The sequence below is a fragment of the Mesorhizobium sp. P3_A9 genome, from assembly GCF_056402975.1.
Window position 1 is genome coordinate 1 of sequence record NZ_JBFUGJ010000169.1, and the last position, 12,678, is coordinate 12,678.

A 12,678-nucleotide genomic window follows, 5' to 3' on the forward strand; every position below is an offset into this window, starting at 1 on the left:
CTATTGTCCCGCACCTATCACTGTTTGGGTTCCCGATGATGATCTCGCTACAACATTTGTTTTGGGCACGGATTGCCGCGGGCATCCTCGCGCTGTTGATCGTCAATCAAAGCGTCGGGCTTTGGCGTTTTCGCCGCAAGGCTGCCAACGGCCGGAACTGGCCGTCGACCAAGGGGACAATCATCGCATCCGATGTCTACCCCTATTCTGTCGATCGCGAGACGGGTGACGCGCGATCCAGTGTCTCGATCGGCTATTCCTATGCGGTCAACGCCAAGACCTACAGGAGTGACAGGATAGGCTGGGGCAAGAAAGCAGTCATGCTGACCCCGGCGGCGCAAAGACTGTCGGCGCGCTATCCCGTCGGCGCGTCGGTGCCGGTTTTCTATGATCCGGCCAGGCCGAACTTGGCCCTGCTGGAGCCGCGCGGCCAAGGCAAATCCACGGAGATGACGGCGTTGGTGCTTTTTCTGGTTGTCTTTTGCGCGATCGAGCTCGGCCTGCTGCCGCTGGCATGGCTTGGATACAATCCATCGACCCCGCGCGGGATGCCGCTGTTCGGCTTCCTCCTGCCGCTTGCCGGCTTTGCCATGGCGGTCGGCGGTCTTCTCTCATATCTGCGGCTGCGGCGGGCCATCGTAGCAAGTCGCAATTGGCCCAAGGCAGCGGGCAAGATCGTTTCCGCCGTCGTCACGACGGTCCATGAGCGCGACCCGAAAGACAGCGGGAGCACGATCGACCGCACGACGAAAAAATACCGCGCCGACATCCTGTATGCCTACCGTGTCGGTCAAGGCGGCTTTGTGGCCGCAGCAATAACCCTTGGATGGGTGCCCTTGTATGGGTTCGCGCAGGACGCCGAAGCCGTGGTCGCGGAATATCCCACCGGTGCCGAAGTGGATGTCTACTACGACCCGGCCAATCCCGAGGTCGCCGTCCTTCAACCGGAGAACAGGGATGGCGCTCTGGCGCCGCTGATCTTCGCGCTGATTTTCGGGGTCGGCAGCGCCATATTTTTCTGGGCCTTCGCGACACTGCGATTTCACTAGCATGACTGGAACAGGACCGGTCGTCGCGGTGCGGCCGTTGCAGAACGGCAACATTGCTGCCCCGTCCGCGTTTCGTGCCGCGCAGCCCTAGCCGCCGCGCCGCCCAGCCCAAGCGCTGCTGCGCCGCGCCCCGGTAATCTTCCAGAGCTTCACCGCTGATTTGGGCTCTCGATGATCCTTGCATGCATCTCAAAACTATCCCTGGCCGCCGCGGGTCGAGGCTCGGCGACCTTCATGCGTCGCGTTCCATGAGTACGGTGGCTCTCCCGGCAGACAGCGCCTCGACAAGCGCGTTTCACAAAAACCCTTCTGAAAGTTCGAAATCATGATCGCATCACGCGCGACATTGAGTCCCCGCTCGGCCAGGTTCGCCGCGCTGCTGCTCGCCGGCACCGCTATCTCGGCACTGCCGATACTTCAGGCGAACGCGGACGAGACATGGACGGGTACGACCTCCACCAACTGGTTCACCGCTTCGAACTGGAGCAACAACGCGGCTCCGACGTCCGGTGACACTGCCACCATTGCGACGACGACACCAAATGCGACGGTCATCAACAGCGGCGACGCCTTTAGTCTAAATACGAAGGTTGGTTCCGACTCCGGCGCGGGTCAGCTCACGATCTCTGGCGACGGCGCGCTTACAACCACGGACAACCTGCTTGTCGGCGATACCACTGCGCCAAACACCGGCGCTGGCTCGGTACTTGTCACCGGAGCAGGCTCCCAGGCAACCGCCATGGTTGTCATGGTGGGTACCGGGTCCGACGGGACGCTGACGATAGCCAGTGGCGGCGCGGTCGGCGCATTGACCGTAATGGCCGGCGCCACCTCCAACGGCACCATCGATGTCGAAGGTGCCGGCTCCACCCTGACGGCGCAAAGTGCTCTGGTGGTCAACAATGGCCCCAGCACCGGTCTGGCCGGGATCTTGTCGGTCACCAATGGCGCAACTGCCATCAGCCTCGACCAGACCACTATCGGCGAAGGCGCTGGCAGCGCCACTGCAACGGTCGATGGCGCCGGTTCGTCCTTGCAAACCACCAATAAACTGGCAATCGGCGCCTTTGGCGGCTCGGGTTCGCTCACGATCAGCAATGGAGGTGTCGCCTCGGCGGCAATAGCCGTGCTCGGCGATGCCTCGGGCTCGTCCGGCACACTGACGGTCAAGGATGCCCAGTCGAACCTCACGACCAGTGTATTGGACGTGGGCAACACCGGTACCGGCACGCTGACAATTTCGAACGGCGGCACGGTTCTCGACCAGAACGCCTATGTCGGAATAGCACCCCACAGCACTGGCACTGTCCTCGTCACAGGTACCGGCTCCAACTGGAAGAACACCTTCTCCCTTTACGTCGGCGGCGACGGCAACAGCGCCGATACCGGGACGGGCGTCCTGACGATCGAGAAAGGCGGCACGGTTGCCAACGAGGACACCGCGATCGGCTATACGACTGGCACCACCGGCAAGGTGACGGTCACCGGCGCCGGATCGAGCCTCACCAATACAGGCGATCTTATAGTCGGATTCGACGGCAACGGCACGCTAGCAATCGCCGCCGGAGGTACGGTTACCGATAAGGTCGGCATTGTCGGCTTCGGTGACGGGATTGGCACTGTCACGGTCGACGGCATCAACTCAAGCTGGAAGAACACGAGCGATCTTTTGATCGGTGCCGGCGGTGGCAGCTCGGGCACACTTGCCATCTCAAACGGCGGCGCGGTGACATCGACGGGGAATCTATATGTGGGATACGACGGCGATTCGAAGGGAACGCTTACCCTCTCAAGCCTCGGCACCATGTCGGTGGGCGGCGATCTTTACCTGGCAGATAATACCGGTTCGACAGGCACGCTCAACATTGGCGCGGCGAAGGGCGATGCGGCCGTGGCGCCTGGCCTGCTCGATGCCGCAACGATCCAGTTCGGAAGCGGCGCCGGCACGATCAACTTCAACCACACCAGCAGCAGCTACATTTTTGTACCCCAGATCAGCGGTTCCGGCACGATCAACCAGATCGCCGGCACCACCGACCTGGCCGTGGATTCCATCGGTTTCACCGGCAGGCTGAATGTCACTGGCGGCCGGCTGGTGGTGGACGGCTCGCTGCCAAATGGACTGGCAGCCGTGTCAGGCGGCGGTATCCTCGGCGGCATCGGCGTTCTCGGCGGTATCGGCACTGTCGGCGGCATTGACGCTGAAACCGGCGGCATCGTCGCGCCAGGCAATGGCGATGGCATCGGCACGCTCCATGTGGCTGGCAATGTCGCCTTTGGATCGGGCTCGATCTATGAGGTCCAGGTGAACGCAAACGGCGCCTCCGACCTGATCCACTCCACGAAAGAGGCAATCCTGAGCGGCGGCACCGTGCAGGTTCTAGCTGCTCCTGGCGCTTATGGCGCGAACACCCAGTATACGATCCTGACCGCCGACACCGGTCTTTCCGGCAGCTTTGCCAACGTCAGCGGGGTGACCGCGACGCCCTTCCTCATCTATGACCTGACCCACGACACGAACAATGTCTATCTCGACGTCTACCGCAGCAGCGCCAGCTTCGCCTCGGTTGTAACGGCGCCCAACCAGATCGCTATCGCCGCCGCCGCCGAAAGCCTGGGCGGCAGCAGCATCGTCTATGACGCGCTCGTGGTGTCGCCGACGGTGGCCGCCGCGCAAGATGCCTTCGACCAGTTGTCCGGCGAGATCCATGCCTCAACCAAGGGCATGCTGCTCGACGACAGCCACTTCATCCGTGATGCCGCCACCAGCCGCATCGATGCTGCCTTCGGCGACGCCGGTGCAGCGGCACTGCCGGTTCTGGCCTATGGCGACGGCGGCCCCGAAATCGTTGCCGCCGACACCGACCGTTTTGCCGTTTGGGGACAGGCCTTCGGTTCATGGGGCAATACGAACAGCGACGGCAACGCCGCGGCCTTTGATCGCTCCACAGGCGGCCTGCTGGCGGGCGCCGACACGCTGGTGGGTGACTGGCGTGTCGGCCTGCTTGGCGGCTACAGCCATTCGTCTTTCAATGTCGACGCGCGCAACTCCGCCGGTTCCAGCGACAATTATGATGTTGGCCTCTATGGCGGCACCAATTGGGGCGCCATCGCCTTCCGCGGCGGTGCCGCCTACAGCTGGAGCCGCATCGCGACCAGCCGCGCGGTTGCCTTCAACGGTTTGGATGAGGCACTGTCGGCCGATTACGATGCCGGCACAGCGCAGGCCTTTGGCGAACTCGCCTACAAGATCGATGCGAACAAATTCTCCTTCGAGCCGTTCGCCAATCTCGCTTATGTCAATGTGAGAACCGACGGGTTCAGCGAGACAGGCGGCGCGGCGGCGCTGACCAGCGCCGGGTCGAACACCGACGCCACCTTCACCACGCTCGGCCTGCGCGGCTCGACCGATTTCGCGCTTGGCGGCATCGACGCCACGGCGCGCGGCATGCTCGGCTGGCGCCATGCCTTCGGCGATGTCACGCCGACCTCGACCCTCGCCTTTGCCGGCAGCGATACCTTCACCATCGCCGGGGTGCCGATCGCCCGTGATGCCGCCATTGTCGAGGCCGGGCTCGACCTTAAGATGACGGCCACTGCAACGCTTGGCCTGTCCTATTCCGGCCAGTTCGGCGGCGGCGCCACCGACAACGGCGCCAAGGCAAGTCTAAGCGTCAAGTTCTGAGCAGACACAGCGCCGCCGACGGGCGGCGCTTCGATAAACGCGCTTCCTGAAATCTTCTGAAAGTTCCGATCATGATCCCATCCCGCGCCAAACGCTGTCCAACACACCGCGCTACGAGACTGGCCGCGCTGCTGCTCGCCGGCACCGCCATCGCGGGGCTGCCTATGTCCCTGGCGAACGCGGACGAGACATGGACGGGCACGGCCTCCACCGACTGGTTCGCCGGTTCGAACTGGAGCGGGAATGCCGCGCCGACGTCCAGCGACACTGTAACCATAGCGACGACGACGCCTAATCCGACGGTCATCAACGGCGGCAACGCCGTCAGTGGGCTTACGGAGGTTGGTTATCAATCGAGTGCGGGTGAGCTGACGATTTCCGGCGGCGGCACGCTTACAACAGCAGGCGGGCTATATGTTGGCACCTCTAATATATCAAATTCAGAGGCCAGCTCGGTACTGGTCACCGGTGCAGGCTCGCTGGTGACCTCCGCCTCGGGCACTGTTCTTGTGGGCTTTGGGGCCGATGGGACATTGAAAATAGCCGATGGCGCAGCAGTTAACGCCTCTACCGTGATTGCCGGCGGCTTTTCCAACGGCACCATTGATGTCGATGGCACGGGTTCCACCCTGACGGCGCAAAACTCATTGATCGTCAATGGCGGCGGCTTAAGCACCGGCCTGACCGGGGCCTTGTCGATCACCAACGGTGGAACTGCCACCAGCAACGGACAGACCACAATCGGCGGAGGCGTCGGCAGCGCTACCGCCATGGTCGATGGCGCCGGTTCGTCCCTGCAAACCGCCTATGCGCTGACGATCGGCGGCGGCGGCTCAGGCTCGCTCACGATCAGCAATGGCGGCGCTGCCTCGGCGGCAGCAACCGTCCTGGGTGATGGTCTCGCAACCTCGTCCGGCACGCTCACTGTCGAGGATACCGGATCGACATTCACTACCGCTTCGTTGACCGTGGGCAATAGAGGCACCGGAACGCTGAAGATTTCGAACGGCGGGTCGGTCTCAAGTTTCTTCGGCGATGTCGCCGTCAGCGCCGGATCCACCGGTGACGTGACGGTCGACGGCGCCAATTCCACATGGAACAACACTCAGGATCTTGTCGTCGGTGGCGGGGGCAACGGCACACTGACGATCAAGAATGGCGGCACGGTTTCAGACTTGAATGCCTATCTCGGCAGCGCAGCCGGCAGCACGGGGACAGCGCTCGTCACCGGAGCCGGCTCGACCTGGACGAACACAGGCACCATTCTCGTCGGCGGCGACGCCACCAATAGCAGCGACACCGGAACCGGCTTCCTGACGGTCGACGACGGCGGCACGGTCACCAGCCAGGGTGGTGAAATCGCCTATTTGCCCAAGTCAACCGGCACGGTGACCGTCGAAGGCGCCAATTCGACCTGGACCATGAGCGGCAATATTGGCATCGGCACTGGCGGCAACGGCACGCTTGATATCCTCGACGGCGGCGCGGTGAGCGATGCCCTCGCCGCGCTTGGCGGCTTCGGCACCGCCAATGCGACGGTGGACGGCGCCAATTCCAAGTGGACGAACACAGGCGATATGTATCTCGGGTCCTTTGGCACGGGAACGCTGACGATTTCGAATGGCGGAACCGTCACCGTCGACGGCAATCTGCTGGCCGCCCTTGCGGCCGGCTCGACCGGCACGATCAACATCGGCGCGGCGGCCGGCAGTGCGGCCGTGGCACCCGGCACGCTCGACACCGCATCCATCCAGTTCGGCGCAGGCACCGGCACGATCAACTTTAACCACACCAGCAGCGATTACATTTTCGCACCGAAGATCATCGGTCCAGCCACGATCAACCAGATCGCCGGCAACACTGAGTTGAACACCGATTCCACCGGCTTCTCCGGCGACGTCAACGTCACCGGCGGCAGACTGGCGGTGAACGGCTTGCTGCCTGGCGCGCTGGTGATAGCGTCGGGCGGCGGTATCATCGGCGGCAATGGCGTCGTCGGCGGCATTGACGCTGAGTCCGGCGGCATCGTCGCCCCGGGCAATTCCATCGGCACGCTGCATGTGGCAGGCAATGTCGCCTTTGTATCGGGCTCGACCTACCAGGTCCAGCTGAACCCGGCCGATTCCTCCGACCAGATCATCGCCTCGGGAACAGCGCTTCTGATCGGCGGCACAGTGCAAGTGCTGCCCGCTGTCGGTCCCTATGGCGCAACCACGCAGTATACCATCCTGACTGCCGACATGGGCGTCTTCGGCAGCTTCGCCGGGGTCAGCGGAACCCCCTTTCTCAGTTACGACCTCACCTACGATCCCAAGAACGTCTATCTCGACGTCGCCCGCAGCAGCACCAGCTTCGCCTCGGTCGGCGCGACGCCAAACCAGATCGCCACCGGCGCTGGAGCCGAGAGCCTGGGCAGCGGCAGCATCGTCTATGACGCGATCGAGGTGCTGCCGACGGTGGCTGCCGCGCAAGCCGCCTTCGACCAGCTGTCCGGCGAGGTCCATGCCTCGACCAAAGGCATGCTGCTCGATGACAGCCACTTCGTCCGCGACGCCGCCACCAGCCGCATCGATGCCGCCTTCGGCGATGCGGGTGCGGTCCCCCTGCCCGTCATGGCCTATGGCGATGGTGGGCCGGAAATGGTCACCGCCGACACCGACCGTTTTGCTGTTTGGGGACAGGCCTTTGGTTCATGGGGCAATAAGGACAGCGACGGCAACGCCGCCRCCTTCGATCGCTCCACCGGAGGCCTGCTGGCGGGCGCCGACACGCTGGCGGGCGGCTGGCGTGTCGGTGTGCTCGCCGGCTACAGCCATTCGTCCTTCAATGTCGACGACCGCAACTCCGCCGGTTCCAGCGACAACTACCATCTTGGCCTCTATGGCGGCACCAATTGGGGCGCCATCGCCTTCCGCGGCGGCGCGGCCTACAGCTGGAGCCGCATCTCGACCAGCCGCGCCATCGCCTTCCACGGTTTTGCCGATGATTTGTCGGCCGATTACGACGCCGGTACAGCGCAGGCCTTCGGCGAATTGGCCTACAAGATCGAAGCGAACAAGTTCGCCTTCGAGCCCTTCGCCAATCTCGCCTATGTCAATGTAAGGACCGACGGGTTCAGCGAAACCGGCGGTGAGGCCGCACTGACCAGCGCCGCATCGAACACAAACGCCACCTTCACCACGCTCGGCCTGCGCGGCTCGACCGATTTCGCGCTTGGCGGCATCGACGCCACCGCGCGCGGCATGCTCAGCTGGCGCCATGCCTTCGGCGATGTCACACCGACCTCGACCTTGGCCTTTGCCGGCGGCGACGCCTTCACCATCGCCGGCGTGCCGATCGCCCGTGACGCCGCCGTTGTCGAGGCTGGCTTCGACCTCAAGATGGCGGCCAATGCGACGCTTGGCCTGTCCTATTCCGGCCAGTTCGGCGGTGGCGCCACCGACAACGGCGCCAAGGCGAACCTCAGCGTCAAGTTCTGAAAAAGCGCGGGCTGCAATCCTGCTGAGACGAAGGCGTGGTTCAAGGGGTGACTGACCCCACAACTGATCCCACCTGCATCCAGCTGACGCATTGTCCGCCGACTGTTGTCGTAGGCAAAAAACAAGAGCGGCGGGCCAAGCCCACCGCTCTTTGTCGTCTTCCGGGGATTGAAGGAATTAAYGGCCCCAGATGCCCTGGCCCGACTGAGCCGGCACGTTGGCATTGGCGTCRCCCTGTRYCTTTACSGACTTKGCGATCGAACCGGTRTGCGTGGTGTCGATGTTGGAGGACTGGCTGGCAACCGGCTGGTTGACGTTGTTGGAGCCRTAGTTGTCGCTACCGGCRAAAGCGGTGCCCGTGGCAACGAGGATGGCGGCGGCGGTGAGTGCGATCTTGGTCATTTTAAGTACTCCTGATTTGMAGGTTGGTTGCGACTGGTTCGGGAAGCGCGGTTAGCGATTGCCGGCCAGATCGCGGTCAGCGCCCTGCGGGGCCTGGACCTGGACCGTTGCGGTCGACTTCGAGRTCGAAGCGGTGACCGAATGGTCGACAGTGGCGGCAGGCTGGTTGATGTTGTTGGAGCCAAAGTTGTCGCTGCCGGCAAAAGCGGTGCCCGTGGCAATGAGGATGGCGGCGGCGGTGAGTGCGATCTTGGTCATTTTAAGTACTCCTGAATTCAAGGTTGGTTGCGACTGGTTCGGGAAACGCGATTAGCGATTGCCGGCCAGATCGCGGTCAGCGCCCTGCGGGGCCTGGACGGACGCAGCGGTCGACTTCGAAATCGAAGCGGTGACCGAATGGTCGACAGTGGCGGCGGGCTGATTGACGTTGGCCGAACCATAGTTGTCGCTACCAGCAAAGGCGGTGCCCGTGGCTACGAGGATGGCGGCGGCGGTAAGAGCGATCTTGGTCATTTTAAGTACTCCAGTATTCCCTTGTCCTGTCCGTCTAGTGGCGTGCCCTCTGTGGGGAATTCGCGTCGCTCGGACCACCCCGAAGTAGGGAATGCTTTTTCGGATTACCAGCAGCGTCGGCTTTGCAGAATTTTCTTATATTATAGACAATGCATATTGCATTGCAGCAATTTTATCGCGATTTATGTAATGATTTCAGCCTATTGAGCCTAATGCTTCCAACGAAACCGGAGTGCTTTTGGAGGCCATTGTTCACTGTTTGCGATACAAACTGTCAATCAGAACCGAACCGTTCGGTTCGATTTGTGGGTGAAAATAGACCGGCTTGAACCTGCAAGGGTCTGTTGCCAGCTGTGGCCAAGAGCGCATTTGTCTTGCGTTGAGATCGATCCTGTCGCTCATTCAGAAGAGATCAGGGGTGCATGGCCGATCAGGCCCAAGACGACCCGCTGGCGGATGAGATCCGGACTAGATATGCGACTGCTGCTTGTTGAGGACAATCGTGAACTGGCCGACTGGCTGGGCAAGACCCTGCGCCAGGCGAATTATGTGGTCGACATTGTCCATGACGGCGAGGATGTCGAGCACGCGCTGGCCGCCGGCGATCATGCGCTCGTCATCCTCGACCTGGCGCTGCCGCGCATGGGTGGGATGGAGGTGCTGCGCATGCTGCGGGCACGCGGCAATGCAGTGCCGGTGATCGTGCTGACCGCCAATGCCAGCCTCGACGGCCGGGTCAAGGGCCTCAATGAAGGCGCCGACGACTATCTGGCCAAGCCGTTCCAGATCGAGGAGCTTGAGGCGCGCATCCGTGTGCAGCTGCGCCGTGCCAATGACCGGACCGCCCCTGTCGTTGCCTGCGGCGATCTCGTCTTCGACACCAACACACGACTGTTTTCGCTGGCCGGCGAGACACTGGCGCTGACACCGCGCGAACATGCGGTGCTGGAGCAATTGATGGTCAAGGCCGGGCGCACGGTGAGCAAGGCGGCATTGTCGGCGGCGATCTACGATTTCGAGACCGATGCCGACCCCAGTGCCATCGAGATCTATGTGCACCGCGTGCGCAAGAAGCTCGAAGGGTCGCGGGTCCAGATCGCCACCTTGCGCGGCCTCGGCTACCTGCTGCGGCATGAAGATCCGGCGCCATGAGGATTAACAGCCTCCGGCTGCAGCTTCTGGCCTGGGTTGTGTTGCCGCTCGTCGGGCTGGCCACCATCAATCTGTGGACCAGTCAGCGCAATGCGTTGGCGACCGCCGATCTTGTCACCGACCGCATGCTGGTGGGATCGGCGCGCGCGATTGCCGAGCAGGTCGCGATGGTCGATGGCGTGCTCGATGCCACCGTACCTCCGGCTTCGATCGAGATGTTCGACACCGGCGATCGCGACAGCGTTTACTACCGCGTCGAGACTGCCGGCGGGCGATTGCTGACTGGTTATCCCGACCTCCCAGAAGCGCCGCAGCACGCCAGCGCCGAGGCCAGCTACCGCGACCATCCGCTACGGCTGCTGACCCTCAGCCATGCGGTGATCGGCGCCGGCAGCGATTCACCGATATCGGTCACCGTGGGCATAACCCTTGCCGGCCATGACGCCATGGTGAAGCGGCTGTGGTTCAGCGCCTTTGCCCAACAGCTGGCGTTGGTGGCGATTGCCGGCGTGTTCGTATTGCTCGGCCTGCGCCGGGGTCTCGCGCCGCTGATCAAGCTGCGCGATGCGGTGCGTTCGCCGAGCCGCAGCGACCTCGATCCGGTCGAAGTGCCAGGGGCGCAAAGCGAGATCCGGCCGCTGATCGACGCACTGAACGTCTATATGGAGCGTGTGCGGGCGCAGATGGCGGCTCAGCGCCGCTTCATCGCCAATGCCGCGCACCAGTTGCGGACACCGCTGGCGTTGCTGTCGACGCAGGCAAGCTACGCGCTTCGCGAAACTGTCCCCGACGCACGCCAGGAAGCGCTGGTGGCGCTGCAGACAAGCTCCGGCAAGCTGGCGCGCCTGGCCGAACAGTTGCTCACCCTGTCACGCGCCGAGCCGGGCAGCCGGCGGCCGCGCGCCGACCATATCGACCTGACCGAGGCCGCCCGGCACGTGCTGGAAACGCAGGCACCGGCGGCGATCGCCCGCAACATCGATCTCGGCCTCGAAGAGACCGGCCCTGTGCCGGTCATCGGCGACGGCACCATGCTGCGCGAGATGATCGTCAATCTTGTCGACAACGCGCTGCGTTACTCCAAGGATCGCGGCAGTGTCACGGTGACACTGGCGGCCGTTGACGGCGAAGCCGCGCTGACGGTCGCCGACGACGGGCCTGGCATTCCGGTGGACGAGCGAGACCATGTGTTCGAGCGCTTCTACCGCATCGCCGGTTCGACCGAGGAAGGCAGCGGGCTGGGGCTCGCCATCGTGCGCGAGGTCGTCGAAAATGCCGGCGGCCGCGTCACCCTTGGGGATGGCGCGGCCGGCGGCCTGGTGGTCGAGGTGCGCTTGCCCCTGGCTTGATTGATCAAGCCCCCTGCTCGTTGAACGGCGCCGGCCGCCACTTGACGACGTAGTTCTCGAAGCGGGTGATGATGAACTCCACCACCAGCGCCATGACAGCCAGGATGATCATGGCGGCGAACACGCCATTGGCGTTGAAGGCGCCTTGGGCGGTCGAGATCAGCAGGCCCATGCCTTGCTTGGCGCCGAGGAATTCTCCGACCACCGCACCGACCAAAGCGAAGCCGAAGCTGACATGCAGGCTGGCCAGGATCCAGCTCATCGCCGAGGGGATGATCACCGAGGTGGTGATCTGGAACGGCGAAGCGCCGAGTATCTGGGCGTTGGCGATCATCGCCCTGTCGGCCTCGCGCACGCCCTGGAAGGCGTTGGCGAAGACGACGAAGAACACCATCACCACAGCAAGCGCCACCTTGGAGGCCATGCCGAGGCCGAGCGCGATGATGAACACCGAGCCGAGCACGACGCGCGGCACCGAATTGGCGATCTTGATGTAGATCGAGAAGACATCGGCCAGCAGCCGGTTGCGGCCGAGGATGATGCCGGCGGCGATGCCGCCAACGGCACCGATGACGAAGCCGAGGAAGGTTTCCTCCAGCGTCACATACATCTGCACCCAGAGCGACCCTTGCGACGTGCCCTCGGTGACCCACACCCAGATCTGGTCCCAGATGCCGGAGGGGCTGGCGAAGAAGAATGGGTCGATGATGTTGTAATCGGCGCCGAGTTCCCACAGGCCGAGGAAGACGACCAGGATAGCAAGGCGCAACCCGATGACCAGCGCATGACGACGGCGCAGCCGCGCCCTCGCCCGGGCTTCGGCAACGGCGATTGAAACATCGCGGACGGCGGCCTGATTTGCGGCCGGAGAGATTGCGGTCACGGCTGGTCTCCTCTCAGAGCAATTCCAGGAAAAGTGCCAAACGGTTTTCCGTCCGGAATTGCGAAAAACAAAATCATTAGGGCGGGTCGGCGACCCGCTCTAATGCCCGGTCTGCAGGCCACGGCTCTGGCCGAGCTGCACTTCCTCGCGCAGATCGCTCCAGATC

Annotated in this window: 9 protein-coding genes; 5 read left to right on the forward strand and 4 right to left on the reverse strand. The window is 63.3% G+C overall.

All coding sequences use genetic code 11. From position 1 onward, the window contains the following. The 3 genes from AC1DX0_RS21230 to AC1DX0_RS21240 form a co-directional block, all read left to right on the forward strand. A partial coding sequence (locus tag AC1DX0_RS21230; protein WP_477356739.1) for a DUF3592 domain-containing protein occupies positions 1-1,049 on the forward strand: 1,049 nt, incomplete at its 5' end. Between the two features lie 325 nt (positions 1,050-1,374). Beyond that, positions 1,375-4,734, forward strand: a complete 3,360-nt coding sequence (locus tag AC1DX0_RS21235; protein ID WP_477219312.1) for an autotransporter outer membrane beta-barrel domain-containing protein — start codon at positions 1,375-1,377, stop codon at positions 4,732-4,734. A 71-nt stretch (positions 4,735-4,805) separates the two neighbouring features. Continuing rightward, on the forward strand, positions 4,806-8,213 hold the full coding sequence (locus tag AC1DX0_RS21240) for an autotransporter outer membrane beta-barrel domain-containing protein (RefSeq protein ID WP_477356741.1): 3,408 nt from the start codon (positions 4,806-4,808) through the stop codon (positions 8,211-8,213). Positions 8,214-8,390: 177 nt separating this feature from the next. Here AC1DX0_RS21240 and AC1DX0_RS21245 read toward each other — a convergent pair whose 3' ends face one another. The 3 genes from AC1DX0_RS21245 to AC1DX0_RS21255 are packed head-to-tail and all read right to left on the reverse strand — an operon-like array spanning position 8,391 to position 9,128. Further along, a complete protein-coding gene (locus AC1DX0_RS21245; RefSeq protein ID WP_477356743.1) occupies positions 8,391-8,615 on the reverse strand; it encodes a DUF680 domain-containing protein in 225 nt (74 codons plus the stop codon). 51 nt (positions 8,616-8,666) lie between these two features. Next, positions 8,667-8,873: a DUF680 domain-containing protein gene (locus AC1DX0_RS21250; RefSeq protein WP_477356745.1), complete on the reverse strand. Its 207-nt coding sequence runs from the start codon at positions 8,871-8,873 to the stop codon at positions 8,667-8,669. A gap of 51 nt (positions 8,874-8,924) precedes the next feature. Continuing rightward, the gene (locus AC1DX0_RS21255) at positions 8,925-9,128 is read right to left on the reverse strand and encodes a DUF680 domain-containing protein (RefSeq protein WP_477219316.1); all 204 of its coding nucleotides are present in this window, start codon (positions 9,126-9,128) and stop codon (positions 8,925-8,927) included. 474 nt (positions 9,129-9,602) lie between these two features. Here AC1DX0_RS21255 and AC1DX0_RS21260 point away from each other — a divergent pair, with 474 nt between their 5' ends. Further along, positions 9,603-10,280, forward strand: a complete 678-nt coding sequence (locus AC1DX0_RS21260; protein ID WP_477219317.1) for a response regulator — start codon at positions 9,603-9,605, stop codon at positions 10,278-10,280. Beyond that, entirely contained in the window at positions 10,277-11,629 is a 1,353-nt protein-coding gene (locus AC1DX0_RS21265; protein WP_477219318.1) for a sensor histidine kinase, read from the forward strand. The genes AC1DX0_RS21260 and AC1DX0_RS21265 overlap by 4 nt, the downstream gene beginning before the upstream one ends. A gap of 4 nt (positions 11,630-11,633) precedes the next feature. Here the strand turns inward: AC1DX0_RS21265 and AC1DX0_RS21270 are convergent, their stop codons facing one another. Continuing rightward, positions 11,634-12,512 (reverse strand): ABC transporter permease, encoded by an 879-nt coding sequence (locus AC1DX0_RS21270; protein WP_477219319.1) that lies wholly within the window; start codon positions 12,510-12,512, stop codon positions 11,634-11,636. Between the last annotated feature and the right edge of the window lie 166 nt (positions 12,513-12,678).

What these genes read in the sequence shown, in the direction of transcription:
- AC1DX0_RS21235 (WP_477219312.1), top strand. Translation starts at nt 1,375, where the DNA reads ATGATCGCATCACGCGCGACATTGAGTCCCCGCTCGGCCAGGTTCGCC.
- AC1DX0_RS21255 (WP_477219316.1), bottom strand. Translation starts at nt 9,128, where the DNA reads ATGACCAAGATCGCTCTTACCGCCGCCGCCATCCTCGTAGCCACGGGC.
- AC1DX0_RS21260 (WP_477219317.1), top strand. Translation starts at nt 9,603, where the DNA reads ATGCGACTGCTGCTTGTTGAGGACAATCGTGAACTGGCCGACTGGCTG.
- AC1DX0_RS21265 (WP_477219318.1), top strand. Translation starts at nt 10,277, where the DNA reads ATGAGGATTAACAGCCTCCGGCTGCAGCTTCTGGCCTGGGTTGTGTTG.